Below are 16,832 nucleotides of genomic sequence, written 5' to 3'. Positions count from 1 at the left end.
TTAATAGGGGTATGGGGTCTTTATTTATGTATTCATTTCTACTGTTTCATATTGCTGTTATCCAAGCTACATGACTATAGCAAGGGGTGGGCGCTCAGAAGGCTTACCGAATAAATACCCTTGAGCCAGATTAATACCCGCATCTTTACAAAATTGAAAATCTTCGTATCTCTCTATTCCCTCAGCCAATACCTGACCCTTAAATTGAAATGCAGCTTCAGTTATTCTAGTGATTTCCCTCTGCTTCATTAGATCTTGATCACAGTGATCAATAAGGCTACGGTCAATCTTTACATAGTCAGGCTTCAAATCTGACATTAATTCCACTGTAGAATAGCCGGATCCCACATCATCTAATGCGACAGATATGCCCTTCTCACGATAAAGATCAAATATACGTAATAATTGCGGTATATGCTCTACATTCTCCGTTTCTACAACTTCAAAAACAAAATCCTTAGGGTCCAAATTCAAACGATCAATCGTCTCAAATGTGTCACTAAGACAAGGATTATATATTGTTGAAGGTAAAAAGTTAATGAATCTTTTGAATCCATTTGGCACCCAAAGTGCACTAGTCTTGATGGCGGTAATCTGTGCTGCACGATCAAGAAACGAATGTAATCCTGTCTCTCGGGCTACCTCAAATAACTGATACGGTTGAAAAGAATGATCCCCTTGTTCTGGTCGCAGCAAAAATTCGAACCCCATGATCTGCTCATTCGTATCTACAATAGGTTGCATATGGCTAGCGAATTTCTCAAGTCTAATGATATCGACAACACTTTGGTTTTCCACCTTAGCCTCCATCTGAATTACAGGGATCCATGGACTATACATAGTATGTTCCCCTAGTCCTTTTATAGAGAATTCCATATCAGTTCGGTCTTTCTTCGGAAGTATTCTCAAAAAATGCAACAGATCGAGTATCTCCTCTTTCTTATTGTAAGGTACCACCGTACACTCAGCGATAATTTCCGCACCCAATCCTTGTTCCAGTAAGCTATTCATCAGTGATTTATTCAAGGGCTTGATCCGTACGATTCCTTGATTTTCTATTGGTTGAATGAGGGTACATCCGCTGCAACTCATGAACATCCTCCTTGCATATTTTGGCGAAAAATGTTGTTTTTATTATACCACGATAACCCAGTTATTAGGTGTTAAATATATTGCTATAAAAAAAGTCTGAAACCTTGTTTCAGACTTTTATCTTTAATCTAAGCGAGCCATTCCCTTTGCCGCCCATCCTTCTCCGTATAATGGATATGTGCAGGTCGAATATCTAGAATGACATAATCAGGATCCTCAGGCCCTTTAAACCACTTTGACAGATCATCGTTCCATACTTTCACCTTTAATCTATCGTCATTGCAGATGGAGCAAGTTCCTTCTATGACGATGTCTTCTTTACTCCCACCGATCTCATACCCAATGAGCAATGATACATGTGGATTATCTTTCAGTTCTTCAACCTTGTGCGTTCTACGGTTTGTTGCTAAATAAACGCTCAATCCTTCATTATACAACACCATATATCTCTGCTTAGGTTTATTGCCTTCAATAGTCGCCAGAGAACAAAGCTTATTTCGATCTAAGGCTTTCGATATTTCCTGCTCTGTTAAGGTTCTTTCCATATGAATATTGTTTCCTTCCTCATTTTGATTTAATAAAACCACATACCAATTAGTGTTACCTACCTTATAAAATACAAACCTAGACCAATCGATCTTTCCACTTTAATCAATTCCTCACTGGACACCTCCATGATACTGGATTATAATTCATGTAGAAATACCCTAACTTCATAAGTACCAGGGGTGCTGGAATTGGCCGGCTGAGAGTGTGTCCCACATGACACTGACCCTTATACCTGATCTGGGTAATGCCAGCGTAGGAACGTAGCCGATATGATTTATATCCATATCTATCTTGCGCCCACATGCGTCCCGATTACGGGGCGCTTTTTTTGTCGAATACTAATAGGACTTGTCGAACGACATGTCCAACGAAAAGGAGAGAGCGGATGAGAAAGAGAACACAGATGCCATTGCTTCTAATGTGCTTGCTATTAATCGTAATAGCCGGTTGTGGAGGTAATAAGAAGGCAGACGTAAATTCAACAGAACCTAAGAAATTGCGAGACATCAAGATCGTGTTGGACTGGACTCCTAATACCAATCATACGGGACTCTATGTAGCAAAAGACCAGGGATTTTATGAAGCAGAAGGTCTGAACGTTGAGATCATCCAACCCGGTGAGGGTGGAGCCGATACAATGGTCGCATCCGGGGCCATTCCTTTCGGAATTAGCTATCAAGAGGGTGTTACACAAGCAAGAACGCAAGGTGTACCTCTCGTCTCTATTGCAGCAGTGATCCAGCATAATACCTCTGGTTTCGCAGCACCCCTAGACCGAAATATTAAATCTCCTACGGATTTCGAAGGCAAGACGTATGGCGGTTGGGGTTCGCCTGTAGAAGAAGCCGTGATGAGTTCCATCATGGAGAAAGACAAAGGCGATGTTAAGAAGGTTAAGATCATCAATATGGGTGACGCTGATTACTTCACAGCGGTTAAGCGTGATATAGATTTCGCTTGGATATTCTATGCATGGACGGGTATCGAAGCTGAATTACGTAAAGAACCACTCGAAATGTTATATGTCAAAGATTACGCACCAGAGCTTGATTACTACACCCCTGTCATCGTAACAAATGAGAAGCAGATCAAAGATGATCCTGAGCTAGTAAGAGCTTTTCTTAAAGCTACAGCCAAAGGGTATCAGCTCGCTATTGATAATCCAGAACAAGCAGCTGGTATCCTTAGTAAAGCAGTTCCTGAGTTGGATAAAGATCTAGTACTAGCAAGTCAGAAATGGCTTAGTCCACGTTATACTGATGATGCACCTCGTTGGGGTGAGCAGAAGGCAGAAGTATGGCAGGGTTATACAGATTGGATGTTCAACCACAAGCTTCTAGATAAAAAGATTGATATTAATCAAGCATATACCAATGACTTTTTAACAAAATAACATTAGAGATATGTTGTGATCGCTAAACCCCCTATTTGAAAGGATGAACGTATTATCATGGCAAACACATTATTGAGCATTCAAGTTATTCCGAAGACACCTGGAAATGAAGATTCCATTCCTTATGTAGATCGTGCAATCGAGGTCATTCAACAATCCGGAGTTAAACACGAGGTCCATCCATTAGAAACAACCATGGAAGGCGAGCTTAGTGAGCTATTAGACATCGTGAAGAATATGCATGAAGCTCTTGTCGCAGCTGGTAGCCCTAGTGTAATCTCTCAGATCAAAATCGCACACAATCCAAACGGCATCAGCATGGATAAATTAACGGAGAAATATCGTCCATGAGATTGTGGTGGAACAAAATTTGGCCGCCCCTCGTGGCGGTCCTCTTTTTATTGGGGATATGGCAACTATCTACCTCTCTCTTTGAGATTGAGAAATGGATTCTACCCTCTCCGATAAATATTGCTCGTGAAGTGTTAACGGAGTCATCTAGATTGTGGGAACATACTTTAGCTACAGTGAAATTAACAGGCATAGGCTTCACTATTGGAACGTCGGTAGGCCTTCTTATCGCCATCGTGTTGCACAGTATTCCTTTTCTTAAATCAGCCCTGTATCCTCTACTTATTCTGAGTCAAAATGTACCAACTATTGCTCTAGCTCCACTACTCATGATCTGGTTCGGCTTCGGACTTTTACCCAAAATTATCGTGATCACCCTTGTCTGCTTTTTTCCCGTAGCTATCGCTATGATGAGTGGGCTACGACAAACAGATCCGATTATGCTTAGCTATATGCGTATGATTGGAGCAAGCAAGAGGCAAATATTTGTTAAGTTAGAACTTCCACATGCGCTACCTTCCATCTTCTCAGGAATCAAAATTGCAGCTACATATAGCGTGATGGGTGCAGTCATTGCTGAATGGATCGGCTCAGATAAAGGTATTGGTTATTATATGATGCTCCAGAAATCTAGCTATCGTACAGACCGTGTATTTATCGCAATATCCATTATTGTTATGCTTAGCCTTACCATGTTCGCTATTATAGCCCTGCTGGAGAAATGGTTCGTACGCTGGAATCGACGGCAAGAGAGTTAACTATCCTAATCTTATGTATTCCACCAAATTATAAAGGGCGTGTTAACATTGTTGGAATCACCTATACAGCAATATCCTAACATTCGTGGTGAAGTTACTTCAGTAGCTCCTGCCTTGAAGGTTACGGATATTCATAAAAGTTTCAACAGACGACAACAAGGGCTTCCCGTATTAAAAGGGGTTTCACTTACAGTGGAACAAGGTGAGTTTGTCTCAATCGTGGGACCCTCAGGATGTGGGAAGAGTACGTTGTTTCATATTGTCGGAGGATTAGTACAACCGGATTCAGGCAAAGTATGGATGAACGGACACGAGGTAACTGGAGAACGCGGTCATATCAGTTTTATGCCTCAACAACCCGCTCTATTTCCGTGGCGGACCATTGAGGATAATGTGATTCTCGCACAAGAAGTGAAGGGAATTTCTAAAAGAGAGGCTCGCAGGGATGCACGAAAGTGGATCGCAAAGGTGGGTCTATCCGGATTCGAGGAAGCTTACCCACATATGTTATCTGGTGGTATGCAGCAACGGGCTTCTTTTCTTCGCGCATTGCTCAGTCCCGAAGAACTCATGTGCTTAGACGAGCCCTTTAGTGCATTAGACGCATTAACTAGAAGTGATATGCAACGCTGGCTACTCGATATTTGGGAAGAGAATCGCCGCTCTGTCTTACTCATTACACATAATATTGAGGAAGCTTTACTGCTCTCCAACCGCATTTACGTATTCTCTAGTCGACCTGGAACTGTACTACAGGAAATTGCTGTGCCTTTCCCTCGACCACGCAGAGAAGAAATCACTGAAGATCCTACATTCCTAGCGTTGAAACGAGATCTATCCAACTGGATGAAGGAAGAACAGCATAAGATGCAAATTTTACGCTAAATTCACCACTTTATCCCTGACTTTTCCCAAAGCTTTTATAGTTATTAGCTATGAAAATGGAAATAAGAACAAAACAAAATAGGATGTATGACATCGTCAAACTCTTAATGTTCATATCCGGCATAATAATAGACGAGCTGATAATACCGAACAACCAGATATGTGAGAGTGTACCTACGATAGAGGCCCAAGCATACGTGGAAGGCTTTATAGGGGATAAGGCAGACATAAATGAAATAAGATTGTTGGGCATAACGGGTATCGTACGTAGAAAAATAATAGACCATCCCCCGTATTTATCCATTCCATGTTGCCACTTTTCATACCTCTCCAAACGTTTACCCCATCTACGATTAAACCAATCGTAGAAAAAATATCTGCAAATCGTAAATACAAAAATGGCAGCCACAGAACCAACTAACCAACTCGCCATTAATCCAACTGTCAATCCTAGAATAGTTATGTGAAGCACAATTAATGTTGCAAAAGGAAACACACCTAATATGCCCTGAATAATCGCAAGCGTTGTCGTAAGAAGGATGATCGAAATACCTTCTAAGCCTGTAACATTCAGTAGCCATTCAATGACTTGATCCATCAAATTTGTCATAAAACGATCGACTCCATTTCAATACTTCTGTAATTAATTCCACCATTCCAAGCTAGGAGAGTCAATCAACATGAAAATTCCAACAAACACGTCACTCATTGATTCTCATATACATCTTGATTCCTATAGTAAACAGCAACCCTTACAACTTGAATCGTTATCCAATGACAACGTTAGCGGCGTAATCGCTGTATCTATGAACCTTTTATCCAGTAAACGCAATTTAGAACTTTCTAGAATGTATCCCTCGCTTGTTCATCCAGCCTTCGGTTTCCATCCCGAACAGCCCTTACCGACAGCAGAGGAGATTCAGCAACTCTTCTCATGGATGGAGGTACATCTTAAAGACATGGTTGCCGTTGGCGAAGTGGGGCTTCCCTATTATTCTCAATGTGAAGCTAATGAGAATGGACATCCATTTGATCCATTACCTTATATCAACCTACTAGAGAAGTTTATTTCTTTCGCCGCCAATCATAATAAGCCAATCGTACTCCACGCTGTTTATCAAGATGCCGATATCGTGTGTAACTTACTTGAGCAGTATAACATCACTCGTGCCCATTTCCATTGGTTTAAGGGTTCTCAAGATACCCTTAAGAGAATGGAAAATAACGGGTATTATATTTCATTCACACCCGATCTTATATATGAGGCTGAGATTCAAGAAATAGCTCGCTTCTATCCCATCAATCAAATCATGGTGGAGACGGACGGTCCCTGGCCCTTCGAAGGGCCCTTCGCTGGACAAATGACCCATCCCCGCATGATCTCAGACGTGATTGAAGCTTGGAGCCAAATACACAATATGAGTGTGGTAGCGGCCCGTGAGTTATTCTACTCCAATACCCAGCGATTTTATGGAATCAAATAATATGACATAACTTACTTGTTCATAAAGCCTTTACTCTCCAGAAATTTCTTCATGTGTAATCGATGCGGTAGTGCCAAGCGAGTAGCCATCATTTGTGACCATGGGGTATCCTTCTTCCCCTCGGTTCTTTCAAGCAAGTATTGTTTCGTCGTAACGTCATACACTTTCACCTGTTCTATAATCTGTTCTTTGTTATATCTATTTCTGTGAAGCACTGCTTCAATGGGCAATCGAGGTTTCACACTATTCTCTTGATCGGGGTACCCAACACACATCCCAAATACAGGGTACACTAATTCAGGTAAATCAAGAAGTTCTGAGACCTCTGAAATTTGGTTGCGAATGCCACCAATATATACAATCCCAAGCCCTAGTGATTCCGCCGCAATTGCTGCATTTTGAGCCGCTAATGCCACATCTATCGTTGCAACGATGAAGTTCTCCATCGAATCCTCATAGGAAAGCTGATCCCCCAAATGCGGTGCTGTTACTTGCTTCAGGCGATATAAATCTGCACACCATACCAGGAATACAGAACACTGCTCGACATATGCTTGATTTCCCGCAAGTAGGGCTAACTTACCTTTCAGTTCCGGTTCCGTTATAGCAATGACACTGTAAGCCTGCACGTTACTAGAAGTTGAAGCCATTTGCCCCGCGGATATAATCGCATTCAACTGCTCATCTGAGACCTGCTCATCTGTAAATTGACGAACCGATCGATGATTTTTCAACTCCGATATCATATTATTCATGAGTAACTCCCCTTATGTTAATCGTATTTTTCACATCATAGATCATAGCTTCACTCGCTGTAATCGAAGTGCATTAAGTACAACAGAGATAGAACTAAAGGCCATCACTGCGCCTGCAAGCCAAGGTGCTAAGAAACCCAAAGCTGCTATTGGAATACCAATTACGTTGTATGCAAGAGCCCAGAATAGATTCTGCTTAATGTTGCTCATCGTTCTTCGGCTCATGATGACAGCATCAGCAACGGCATTCAAATCGCCTCTCATCAGCGTAACATCTGCTGCCTCCATAGCAACGTCCGTTCCTGTTCCGACCGCCATCCCGATATTTGCGGTAGCTAAGGCAGGTGCATCATTAATCCCATCTCCAACCATGGCAATGATTGTGCCAGACTGCTGTAGCTTCTTGACTTCCTCTGCTTTACCTTCTGGTAGAACCTCAGCTAGCACCGTTAAGATCCCTGCTTGTTCAGCAATCGCCTTAGCCGTACGCCTGTTGTCACCTGTAATCATGATGACTTCAATTCCCATATCCTGCAATCGATTGACCGCTTCTCTAGAAGTCTCTTTGATTGTATCTGCAACAGCCACTATGCCAGCATATTTACCATCAACAGCAACAAGCATTGCCGTCTTTCCCGATTCTTCAAGATGGTTCATATCTTCATGGGCTGTTCCAATATCCAATCCATTCTCAGACATCAGTTTTCGTGTGCCAATTAACATCTTCCTACCGTCCACCCACGCCATGACGCCATACCCTGGAATATTCTCAAATCGTTTCGCGTCAGGTAGTGGCAACCCCTTACTTCGATCTACCGCAGCACTCACAATAGCATCTGCAAGTGGATGCTCGGAATACTTCTCAACAGCTGCTATCATTCTGAGTAATGAGCTTCCAGTCATCGGTGCTACAGGAAGAACATCTGTCAATACAGGCTTACCGTTAGTCACCGTACCTGTCTTATCTAATACAACAACTTCAATTCGCTGAGCAGATTCTAAATGCTCTCCACCCTTGAATAGAATTCCAAACTCTGCAGCACGTCCCGATCCTGCCATAATTGACGTTGGTGTCGCAAGTCCCAGCGCACACGGACAAGCAATGACCAATACAGCAATGGCTTTTTCTAAAGCACTTGCAAATTGGTTGGGCTCCATTACTAAATACCACACAAAGAACGTAATCACCGCAATTCCTACTACGATAGGTACAAAGATGCCCGAAATAACATCCGCAATTCGCTGAATCGGTGCCTTGGATCCTTGGGCAGCTTCAACCACTTGGATGATCTGTGCTAAAGTTGTATCTTCACCAATCTTCGTTGCCTTGATACGAAGAACACCATTCTTGTTCAAGGTTGCACCAATTACCTTATCTCCGACTTGTTTCTCTATTGGAATACTCTCTCCTGTCAGCATCGACTCATCTACGGAAGATAGTCCATCAAGAACTTGTCCATCTATAGGGATCTTCTCCCCGGGTTTAACGATGATCACTTCACCAACCACGACCTCTTCCATACGTATGTTGACTTCTTCTCCATTACGCAGTACAAGAGCGGTCTTGGCCTGTAATCCCATCAAGCTCTTGATCGCTTCCGATGAACGGCCTTTGGCAAGCGCTTCGAACCATTTCCCTACTAGAATCAATGTGATCAGGACACTACTTGTCTCATAGTACATTTCAACCGTGTGTTCCATTGTCCCCATTCCAAGTGACTGAATCGTAAGATATACACTGTAGAAATAGGCTGCTGATGTACCTAATGCAACCAATACATCCATATTTGCACTACCATTACGAAGTGCTTTATAGGCTCCGGTATAGAATTGACCACCTATCATAAACTGTACTGGCGTTGCTAAGATGAGCTGGAACCATGGGTTCATAAATAAGGAAGGAACAGGAATCCATGAAGTAAATGAGAAATGACCTACCATAGCCCATAGAAGAGGCAGAGAAAGTGCTGCCGCGAATAACCACATCCATTTTTTTCGGTCAATTTCTCGTCGTCGAAGTTCAGCCGTATCTTCTGCTTCGACGACGGGTATAGCTTTAAAGCCAAGTTGCTCTACTTTACCTATAATCTCTTTCAAGGTTGTGTTGCCTTGCGAATATTCAACATGGGCGGTCTCTAAAGCAAGATTCACATTCGCCTGTGAGATTCCTGTCATTCTATTAAGACCCTTTTCAATTCGAGTTGCACATGCTGAACACGTCATACCAGTAATCGCAAAGTCCATGGACTGTTTCACTGTCCCAAACCCTAGTGTAGTAATTTTCTGTTCGATCTTATCAACATCCACCTGCGACGGATCATAGGCGACTGAAGCTTGTTCCAACGCTAAATTAACATTTGCCTTCGTGATGCCTTCCATCCGAGATAGTCCTTTTTCAATCCGAGCAGCACATGCCGAGCACGTCATCCCGGTAATTTGTAACGTTGTCTTATGCTCTTCAGACTTATTTGTTAATACCATCAACGATGCCCCTTTCCCTCAGTTGCTCTGAAGTCATACCCAGGAGGTGGGGTATATAAAAAGAAAAAAGGTGCGAGACGTTAGAATCATCTTTCCTCTGCCTCGCTCCTCACTTAAGATCTTACGGATATTCAATTAGATGAACTACACTACGTCGTAGCCTTGATCCTCAATAGCCTTCTTGATCGTCTCTACGTTAAGCTTGTTCTCGTCAAATTCAACAGTGACTTTCTTTGTTGCTAGATCCACTTTACCCGTAGCACCCGCGTCCTTAACCGCACCTTCTACCGCATTCAAACAATGACTACAAGACATACCTTCTACGTTCAATGTTACCTGTTGCATTCTAAATTCCTCCTTATAATTAGCCCATTGTAGACTTCACTTCATTAGTTTGTTAACTGTTATCAACAATTCGTCAATAACATCCGTTTCACCTGCTTCGATTCTTTCCACTACGCAACTTCTCATACGGCCTTCCAACAATAACTTCCCTACACCATTCATAGCTGAATGGATTGCTGAGATCTGGTTTAATATATCCGCCCAGACCTAACAACAAAGACTGCCTAACATAACAATCTGATGATGACCTTTAACAATATGAATAACCCGCAAGTTTAGATAAGTTCCAAACTTGCGGGTTTTTTAGATATACATATTTCATCTTAGAATTGATGTCATCTCGACCTTTGTTCGGTTGAATTCATTTCGTGAGAGGTCTGGTGAAGCTCCTTAATCATGTGTTGCATTAACATATTCTGCTGATTACTAATTCCGAACTGATTATCTTTTATGATCATTTCGTGGATATTCTTCTTCAATATCTCACTACGACGTTCCAACATAGCATGGTTCATTAACTAAATCACTCCTGACTTGTTTTTGAACTTGCAGTTAAAAGTTCTCCTTTAAGTATAAAGAATGATTCAGGATTATGAAAACTTGCTGAAAATGACTCACCCCTTGTAAAACAGGATACACTTTGAAGAGAGGTCGTGACCCACCTGAGTCATAGATATCCTCCCTTATGCTCCAACTTCCTCCCTACTCGAACCCCATAGCCCATTAGAGTCATTACAATTTAGAGCACAGCACAGTAAAATGGATCTATTACAACAGAGAGTAAGTAGGTGAACAGATTTTGTACAATTTCAAAAAATTACTGGGACTGAGCTTAATCCTATCGTTGGTATGCATGTTTCTATTTCCCCCATCCATATATGCTCATGCGTATCTTCAGCAATCCTCGCCCGCTGCTAACGAGACAGTCATAGATTCCCCGTCCAAGATCACACTACAATTCAATGAATCTATCCAACCTGCATTTCATTCTATTTCGGTGAGCAATTCAGCTGGTGAACGTGTTGATCTAGACGACAGCTACATACCAGATAATCAACCGAAGACTTTAGAGGGAAATGTCAGACCCAATCTTCCAGAAGGGATCTATATCATTGGATGGAAAATCATTTCGGGGGATGGTCACCCACTAGAAGGTAACATTCCTTTTCAAATTGGAGCCGGCAGTAGTTCAATTAATGTTCCATCTGCAAACACTACAGGGTACTCTCCTGGACTAGACCTTATTGTGATCCGGTGGTTACTCTACTTAAGCATGGCTTTCTTGATGGGTATTCTCAGCTTCTATCTCTTTATGTATCCATCTAATCCCCAAGGGAAATACCCATTACCACAGCGTAGCCGCAGGATATTATGGATCTCTTATGGAGGTATAGCTGTAAGCATTTTATTAAGCCTCCCGCTACAAGCTACGATCGAAGCACGTTTACAATGGTCTGAGTTATGGACAACACCATGGCTCAATCAAATGATGCAAACGAATTTTAGTTCGATATGGTTAACTCAAGTGGTTATGGTTGTTATACTAGGCGGATTCATGTATATAGCCAATCGAACACCGGAGAGAAGTTACTCAAGGTCCATGTATCAATACACTGCTTTACTTCTGGGACTAGGGATTCTCTTATCTAAGTCATTTATAGGTCATGCTGCTGCATCTGAATTAAAGGGTCTATCCATAACGATGAACTTCCTTCATTTGTCAGCAAGCTGCATCTGGATCGGTTCATTACTTGCTCTAGCTGCTGTTCTGCCAGGTGAGGCTTCACTTCCCTCTTCCCCCGAGGATCGAAAAAGGATGATTTTCCGAGTTATTCGCACGTTCTCTTATTGGGGAACCGGACTTGTAACGATCCTTATTCTTAGCGGGATGTATGCCAGCCTGAAGCATGTACCGACAATGCATTCATTATTTAACACATTATACGGTCAAGTATTGCTAATCAAATGTGGTCTCGTCCTAATCATGTTAGGGTTCGCAGCCTTCAACATGTTACGTGGAAGACACAATAAACCCATTGGCAGAACGGTATGGATCGAATTAAGCGTTGGTGTGATTACACTCGTGCTTGCTGCACTTCTTAGTAATTTACCGACAGCCATATCTTCACCAGGGCCAGTAAATCTCAGTAATACGTTAGCGAACGGGGAAAAAGTTTCCCTTCAGGTTAGCCCCAATGTTATCGGAAATAATCAGTTTGAAATTCATGTTCAGGATGCCAATCAAAAAGAAGTTCTCAACATTCAACAAATCAAGCTTACACTTACTTCCCTAGATATGGACATGAATAAGTACGAAATCCTTATTCCCTACCAACCGAATGCGATGTTTATTGCCGAAGATATCATCAGCATGGCCGGTCGGTGGAATATCCAAGTCCATATCCTAACTGAATCACTGGATACTTGGGATACTGAATTTAATATTAGGGTTGGAACTGAGTAATACGATTCATACTACGAATGAGAAGAGGAATTCACATTGTTTAAAAAATCTAAATTATCTATCATGTTCATTTCAGCTGCCACATGTATCATGATGTTCGCGGGTGTCGCAAGCGCTCATGTTACAGTTAAACCTACAGCATCCACACCAGGTGCATGGGAAACTTATACGATAAAAATCCCTGTTGAACGAGACATTCCAACCACGAAAGTGACATTGAAAATTCCAAGTGAAGTAGAATTTAAACAATATCAACCTGTACCTGATTGGAAAATCAGCACAACGAAGGATACTTCAGGAAAAGTAAGTACCATTACATGGGAAGCTACTGGGAACGGAATCTCTACAGGCGAATTCCAAGCCTTTAACTTCGTTGCTCAGAATCCAGAAGCAGATGCATCCTTAGCATGGGACGCTTATCAATACTACAAAGATGGAAAAATTGTAGAATGGACAGGAGAGAAAGGTTCAGAATCTCCTCATTCCATGACCCTTGTTACTGCTGCTTCAGCAACCGAGGGAGCAGCTAACAACAGCGAGAGTCACAATGATGATCACGGCGCAACAACACCTTCAACACCTGTAACAGATGAACACAAGCATTCAGATACGTCGGAGTCTTCCACTGCCACTACCGCAACACCTAATTCCTCCTCAGGTATAGGTACTGTCACTATAATTATATCCCTTGCAGCCTTAATCTTTTCGATAGCAGCTTTATTCGTAGCTCTCAACAAGAAAAAAGATTAACCCAAATATAACTCACACTTAGTTACCAAGTAGAAACAGCTACGCCGTCCTTCTCCAAGGACGGCGTAGCCGTTTCAGCGGAAATATAAAGAATAGAGTATCAAGTAAAACTTATACTTTCTTATATTCAAATAAAAGCAGACCGTAATCCTAAAGGATTACGGTCTGCTTTTATCCATATTAGAAGGCAACATCCACCGATGGAAGTTCTTCCTAGATGTTATTTAATCAATTTGAACGCCCTTCTTGATTGCCTTCAAGTCACCATTGGAATTGTTAAGTATAGGAAGCATCTTGCTAGCACGAACCATTGGGGATTCGCACAACCGACAAGTCGGTTCATGTTCAAATGCGAAGTTATCACGCATCCATCCCTTACAGCTCTCGTCCGTACAGGACCAAATCGAAGTATCTTCCTCTGGAATTTCCTCTAACGATTTTTTGCGATAATTCATACTCAACCTCCTTCTAAGACTTTAAAAAACCAAACAAGTATAGACGGATACCTAACCTTGAATAGCGGCATCCGTAAGATAGATCATACCTTTACGTTCTCAAATATAATAGTATAGAAAAAACCACCCTTAACAGACGTTAAGGGCAGTCTTGTGTTAATTAAAGTTTAACTACGTTTTCTGCTTGTGGTCCACGGTTTCCTTCAACTACGTTGAACTGTACGCGTTGGCCTTCGTCCAAAGTTTTGAATCCGTCGCCAGTGATAGCGGAGAAGTGTACGAAAACGTCGCTTCCACCTTCAACTTCGATGAAACCGAAACCTTTGTCTGCGTTAAACCATTTTACTGTACCTGTTTGCATTTGTAATTCCTCCAAAAAGTTAATTTAATGCTGATCTTTTTTTACACTTACATATAAAAAAGTTTCACACATTGAAAAGAGTTCCATTATTACTGAATCCGCTTTTCAATACGTGAAAGCGATCAATGTTTCTTGCTGTTTTCTAACTAAGGCAATTGTATCACACGCTAATACTAAACGCAAGGATGAGGTGAAATCAATTATCTGCACCTAACAACGCTTTTACCACCACTCAAATTATTATATCCAAAACATGATGTTTTATAACAATAAGGCATTGTATTATTTCTCCCTTCATATGATTAACAAGAATTCGCTAAACCTTCTTATGATTTCAATTCCAATTAGCGAGGGGGCTTAACGGTGATTCAATTCAAGAAAGTGAACAAGTACTTTGGGCCATTCCATGTACTTAAGAACATTGACCTTCAAATCAAAGAAGGAGAGGTTGTTGTGATCATCGGTCCATCCGGATCAGGTAAAAGCACGCTGCTCCGCTGCATTAACCGATTAGAGACTCTATCAGATGGGGAACTGGTCGTGAATGATGTTCCTCTACACGACAAGAAAATTAATATTAATCAATTTCGTCGCGATATAGGTATCGTGTTCCAACACTTCAATCTTTACCCTCACAAAAAGGTCATCGACAATATTATTCTCGCTCCCATGAAAGTTCAACATCTTAAGAAAGAAGATGCTAAGAAAACAGCCATGTACTACCTCAAGCGAGTTGGTATAGAAGATAAAGCATACAACTTCCCCTCCCAACTATCCGGTGGACAACAACAACGTGTTGCTATTGCACGCGGACTTGTGATGAATCCAAAGATCATGCTGTTCGACGAACCTACTTCTGCGCTTGATCCTGAAATGATTGGAGAAGTTCTCGATGTCATACGTTCTCTAGCTCATAACGACGGCATGACCATGGTAATTGTCACGCATGAAATGGGGTTTGCACGTGAAGTAGCTGATAGAATCGTCTTTATGGATGAAGGTCAGATTCTAGAGGTAGCAACATCATCAGAGTTCTTCGGAAGCCCTCGTGAAGAACGGGCACGTACGTTTCTCAGTCGACTGATTAATCATTAACTTATCCTTAGAATCGAAAGGGGAACATGAACGATGAACAAACTACTGAGGACTCATTTCCTTCTTATTCTTATCGTGGTCGTAGCTATCGTATTTACTGGGTGTAACTCCAAGAAGGACACTACATTAGGTGCTATTAAGGATCGCGGAAAAGTGATTGTAGGTGTTAAATATGATACCAAGTTATTCGGACTCAAAGACCCAGCAACAGGGAAAGTCGAAGGCTTCGACATCGATATCGCTAAAGCGTTAGCAAAAAAGGTGTTAGGTGATGAAACGAAGATTCAGCTTAAAGAGGTCACTTCTAAGACTAGAATCCCACTTCTACAGAATGGTGAGATTGACCTCATCATTGCTACAATGACGATCACGGAAGAACGCAAAGAACAGGTCGATTTCAGTGATGTTTATTTCAAAGCAGGCCAGTCCCTTCTAGTCAAAAAAGGAAGTCCTATTCAAGGGTTAGATAGTCTTACGAAAGACACTAAAGTGCTCGCTGTGAAAGGTTCTACTTCTGCCACTAACATTCGTGAAAAAGCTCCCGCTGCGGAAGTACTTGAATACGAGAATTACCAAGATGCCTTTACGGCTCTTAAAGCAGGTAAGGGGGACGCTCTCACAACAGATAACGCCATCCTACTTGGTATGCAGAAACAAGATCCTGGTTATGTTCTCGTCGGTGGCACTTTTACAGATGAGCCTTATGGTATAGCGATTCGTAAAGGTGATAGCGAATTTGTATCCACTGTGAACGATTTACTAAAAGAACTGAAGGATGATGGTACTTACGACAAACTGTATGAACAATGGATGGGTGTTAAACCTGAATAGTTAAATCTGCTTGGAGGATAGGCTATTCCGCGCCTCTCCTCTTTTTTTACTTAGCGGGGGAAACGGAGGATCCAAAGACCAGCTATGGGGAATTTCGATGTCATGCTTGTATTCGACCATTGGGATCGTTATATGGCAGGATTCATAAACACCATTCAGATTAGCATCATCGCTCTCATTGGAAGCTTCATACTGGGGGCGATCATTGCCATATTCCGAATCGCTCCTCTTAAACCTCTGAATTGGTTTGGAACGGCATATGTAGAAGTCATTCGCAATATTCCGCTCTTGATCGTCGTTTTCTTTTTCTATTTAGGGTTGCCGTCACTTGGAATCGAGCTAGATGGATTTGTATCGGGTACATTGGGTCTGACGGTATATACAGCTTCTTTCATTGCAGAAGCTATACGTGCAGGGATTCAAGCTATTCCTACAGGTCAGACAGAAGCAGCGAGAGCTACCGGTCTCTCTTATCTTCAAACGATGACACATATCATTTTGCCACAAGCGATTAAGATCGTACTTCCTGCTATCGGCAATCAGTTCATCAATCTGGTTAAGAATTCATCTATCCTCGCTGTCGTCGCAGGTATGGATTTAATGTATTATGCCGATCTCATTAATTCAGATACGTTCTTACCCCTAACAGTGTATACATTTGTTGCGCTCTTCTATTTAGTACTCACTGTCCCACTCAGCTACGCCGTTCTTTATATGGAGAAATGTTTTAACATCGCTGATAACTAATGATGCCTATTCCATTGGAAAAGGAGCGAGTAATAT

The 16,832-nt window shown here is 41.8% G+C and carries 19 protein-coding genes, 1 pseudogene and 1 riboswitch; of the genes and pseudogenes, 10 read left to right on the top strand and 10 right to left on the bottom strand.

The features are described 5' to 3' along the window. Positions 1-66: 66 nt before the first annotated feature. The gene (locus PGLA_RS03655; RefSeq protein WP_068528840.1) at positions 67-1,092 is read right to left on the bottom strand and encodes an EAL domain-containing protein; all 1,026 of its coding nucleotides are present in this window, start codon (positions 1,090-1,092) and stop codon (positions 67-69) included. Between the two features lie 128 nt (positions 1,093-1,220). Next, on the bottom strand, positions 1,221-1,637 hold the full coding sequence (locus PGLA_RS03650) for a pyridoxamine 5'-phosphate oxidase family protein (RefSeq protein WP_068528838.1): 417 nt from the start codon (positions 1,635-1,637) through the stop codon (positions 1,221-1,223). Between the two features lie 169 nt (positions 1,638-1,806). Beyond that, positions 1,807-1,917, top strand: a riboswitch (TPP riboswitch). 142 nt (positions 1,918-2,059) lie between these two features. On the opposite strand from PGLA_RS03650, the gene PGLA_RS03645 reads away from it, so the two are divergent. Genes PGLA_RS03645 through PGLA_RS03630 form a run of 4 tightly spaced genes read left to right on the top strand, consistent with a single transcriptional unit; the run spans position 2,060 to position 5,028 of the window. Then, a complete protein-coding gene (locus PGLA_RS03645) occupies positions 2,060-3,034 on the top strand; it encodes an ABC transporter substrate-binding protein (RefSeq protein WP_425415336.1) in 975 nt (324 codons plus the stop codon). A 57-nt stretch (positions 3,035-3,091) separates the two neighbouring features. Beyond that, positions 3,092-3,385 carry a thiamine-binding protein gene (locus PGLA_RS03640; RefSeq protein WP_068528832.1) on the top strand — a complete coding sequence of 98 codons (294 nt, stop codon included), beginning with the start codon at positions 3,092-3,094 and terminating at the stop codon, positions 3,383-3,385. Beyond that, entirely contained in the window at positions 3,382-4,143 is a 762-nt protein-coding gene (locus PGLA_RS03635; protein WP_211269493.1) for an ABC transporter permease, read from the top strand. The genes PGLA_RS03640 and PGLA_RS03635 overlap by 4 nt, the downstream gene beginning before the upstream one ends. 48 nt (positions 4,144-4,191) lie before the next feature. After that, positions 4,192-5,028 (top strand): ABC transporter ATP-binding protein, encoded by an 837-nt coding sequence (locus PGLA_RS03630; RefSeq protein ID WP_068528821.1) that lies wholly within the window; start codon positions 4,192-4,194, stop codon positions 5,026-5,028. A gap of 10 nt (positions 5,029-5,038) precedes the next feature. Here PGLA_RS03630 and PGLA_RS03625 read toward each other — a convergent pair whose 3' ends face one another. Next, positions 5,039-5,638, bottom strand: a complete 600-nt coding sequence (locus tag PGLA_RS03625; RefSeq protein ID WP_068528818.1) for a TVP38/TMEM64 family protein — start codon at positions 5,636-5,638, stop codon at positions 5,039-5,041. Positions 5,639-5,708: 70 nt separating this feature from the next. Here PGLA_RS03625 and PGLA_RS03620 point away from each other — a divergent pair, with 70 nt between their 5' ends. Next, positions 5,709-6,512 carry a TatD family hydrolase gene (locus PGLA_RS03620; RefSeq protein WP_068528815.1) on the top strand — a complete coding sequence of 268 codons (804 nt, stop codon included), beginning with the start codon at positions 5,709-5,711 and terminating at the stop codon, positions 6,510-6,512. A gap of 11 nt (positions 6,513-6,523) precedes the next feature. Here the strand turns inward: PGLA_RS03620 and nfsA are convergent, their stop codons facing one another. From nfsA to PGLA_RS03600, 5 genes and pseudogenes are all read right to left on the bottom strand, one after another. Next, positions 6,524-7,267, bottom strand: coding sequence for an oxygen-insensitive NADPH nitroreductase (nfsA, locus tag PGLA_RS03615; protein ID WP_068528812.1), 744 nt, complete (start codon positions 7,265-7,267; stop codon positions 6,524-6,526). Between the two features lie 42 nt (positions 7,268-7,309). Then, positions 7,310-9,748: a heavy metal translocating P-type ATPase gene (locus PGLA_RS03610; RefSeq protein WP_068528809.1), complete on the bottom strand. Its 2,439-nt coding sequence runs from the start codon at positions 9,746-9,748 to the stop codon at positions 7,310-7,312. Between the two features lie 144 nt (positions 9,749-9,892). Beyond that, positions 9,893-10,093 (bottom strand): copper ion binding protein, encoded by a 201-nt coding sequence (locus tag PGLA_RS03605; protein ID WP_068528806.1) that lies wholly within the window; start codon positions 10,091-10,093, stop codon positions 9,893-9,895. A gap of 36 nt (positions 10,094-10,129) precedes the next feature. Beyond that, positions 10,130-10,291: pseudogene (locus PGLA_RS26500) on the bottom strand (metal-sensing transcriptional repressor); the annotation flags it as partial. A gap of 137 nt (positions 10,292-10,428) precedes the next feature. Next, complete coding sequence (locus PGLA_RS03600) at positions 10,429-10,608, bottom strand: hypothetical protein (RefSeq protein WP_068528803.1); 180 nt, start codon at positions 10,606-10,608, stop codon at positions 10,429-10,431. A gap of 284 nt (positions 10,609-10,892) precedes the next feature. Here PGLA_RS03600 and PGLA_RS03595 point away from each other — a divergent pair, with 284 nt between their 5' ends. Together PGLA_RS03595 and PGLA_RS03590 are read left to right on the top strand one after the other, a co-directional pair. Beyond that, entirely contained in the window at positions 10,893-12,557 is a 1,665-nt protein-coding gene (locus PGLA_RS03595; protein WP_068528800.1) for a copper resistance protein CopC, read from the top strand. A gap of 36 nt (positions 12,558-12,593) precedes the next feature. Next, positions 12,594-13,307 (top strand): YcnI family copper-binding membrane protein, encoded by a 714-nt coding sequence (locus PGLA_RS03590; RefSeq protein ID WP_245699694.1) that lies wholly within the window; start codon positions 12,594-12,596, stop codon positions 13,305-13,307. Between the two features lie 224 nt (positions 13,308-13,531). Here PGLA_RS03590 and PGLA_RS03585 read toward each other — a convergent pair whose 3' ends face one another. Both PGLA_RS03585 and PGLA_RS03580 read right to left on the bottom strand, forming a co-directional pair. Further along, on the bottom strand, positions 13,532-13,762 hold the full coding sequence (locus PGLA_RS03585) for a cold-shock protein (protein ID WP_068528796.1): 231 nt from the start codon (positions 13,760-13,762) through the stop codon (positions 13,532-13,534). 160 nt (positions 13,763-13,922) lie between these two features. Beyond that, complete coding sequence (locus PGLA_RS03580; RefSeq protein ID WP_036651712.1) at positions 13,923-14,123, bottom strand: cold-shock protein; 201 nt, start codon at positions 14,121-14,123, stop codon at positions 13,923-13,925. A gap of 363 nt (positions 14,124-14,486) precedes the next feature. Between PGLA_RS03580 and PGLA_RS03575 the strand changes: the two genes are divergently transcribed. The 3 genes from PGLA_RS03575 to PGLA_RS03565 all read left to right on the top strand — a co-directional run bounded on the left by PGLA_RS03575 (position 14,487) and on the right by PGLA_RS03565 (position 16,796). Further along, a complete protein-coding gene (locus PGLA_RS03575) occupies positions 14,487-15,218 on the top strand; it encodes an amino acid ABC transporter ATP-binding protein (RefSeq protein ID WP_068528794.1) in 732 nt (243 codons plus the stop codon). Between the two features lie 33 nt (positions 15,219-15,251). Further along, complete coding sequence (locus tag PGLA_RS03570; RefSeq protein WP_068528791.1) at positions 15,252-16,049, top strand: ABC transporter substrate-binding protein; 798 nt, start codon at positions 15,252-15,254, stop codon at positions 16,047-16,049. Between the two features lie 84 nt (positions 16,050-16,133). Then, positions 16,134-16,796, top strand: coding sequence for an amino acid ABC transporter permease (locus PGLA_RS03565; RefSeq protein ID WP_068528788.1), 663 nt, complete (start codon positions 16,134-16,136; stop codon positions 16,794-16,796). Positions 16,797-16,832: the final 36 nt, after the last annotated feature.

It is taken from the genome of Paenibacillus glacialis (assembly GCF_001637205.1).
GTDB lineage: Bacteria > Bacillota > Bacilli > Paenibacillales > Paenibacillaceae > Paenibacillus_AQ > Paenibacillus_AQ glacialis.
The sequence above is the reverse complement of the archived record's forward strand: the minus strand, read 5'-3'. Positions and strand labels throughout refer to the sequence as shown.

What these genes read in the sequence shown, in the direction of transcription:
- PGLA_RS03650 (WP_068528838.1), bottom strand. Translation starts at nt 1,637, where the DNA reads ATGGAAAGAACCTTAACAGAGCAGGAAATATCGAAAGCCTTAGATCGA.
- PGLA_RS03655 (WP_068528840.1), bottom strand. Translation starts at nt 1,092, where the DNA reads ATGAGTTGCAGCGGATGTACCCTCATTCAACCAATAGAAAATCAAGGA.
- PGLA_RS03620 (WP_068528815.1), top strand. Translation starts at nt 5,709, where the DNA reads ATGAAAATTCCAACAAACACGTCACTCATTGATTCTCATATACATCTT.
- PGLA_RS03640 (WP_068528832.1), top strand. Translation starts at nt 3,092, where the DNA reads ATGGCAAACACATTATTGAGCATTCAAGTTATTCCGAAGACACCTGGA.
- PGLA_RS03610 (WP_068528809.1), bottom strand. Translation starts at nt 9,748, where the DNA reads ATGGTATTAACAAATAAGTCTGAAGAGCATAAGACAACGTTACAAATT.
- PGLA_RS03585 (WP_068528796.1), bottom strand. Translation starts at nt 13,762, where the DNA reads ATGAATTATCGCAAAAAATCGTTAGAGGAAATTCCAGAGGAAGATACT.
- nfsA (WP_068528812.1), bottom strand. Translation starts at nt 7,267, where the DNA reads ATGAATAATATGATATCGGAGTTGAAAAATCATCGATCGGTTCGTCAA.
- PGLA_RS03600 (WP_068528803.1), bottom strand. Translation starts at nt 10,608, where the DNA reads ATGAACCATGCTATGTTGGAACGTCGTAGTGAGATATTGAAGAAGAAT.
- PGLA_RS03625 (WP_068528818.1), bottom strand. Translation starts at nt 5,638, where the DNA reads ATGACAAATTTGATGGATCAAGTCATTGAATGGCTACTGAATGTTACA.
- PGLA_RS03565 (WP_068528788.1), top strand. Translation starts at nt 16,134, where the DNA reads ATGGGGAATTTCGATGTCATGCTTGTATTCGACCATTGGGATCGTTAT.
- PGLA_RS03580 (WP_036651712.1), bottom strand. Translation starts at nt 14,123, where the DNA reads ATGCAAACAGGTACAGTAAAATGGTTTAACGCAGACAAAGGTTTCGGT.
- PGLA_RS03605 (WP_068528806.1), bottom strand. Translation starts at nt 10,093, where the DNA reads ATGCAACAGGTAACATTGAACGTAGAAGGTATGTCTTGTAGTCATTGT.
- PGLA_RS03635 (WP_211269493.1), top strand. Translation starts at nt 3,382, where the DNA reads ATGAGATTGTGGTGGAACAAAATTTGGCCGCCCCTCGTGGCGGTCCTC.
- PGLA_RS03570 (WP_068528791.1), top strand. Translation starts at nt 15,252, where the DNA reads ATGAACAAACTACTGAGGACTCATTTCCTTCTTATTCTTATCGTGGTC.
- PGLA_RS03645 (WP_425415336.1), top strand. Translation starts at nt 2,060, where the DNA reads ATGTGCTTGCTATTAATCGTAATAGCCGGTTGTGGAGGTAATAAGAAG.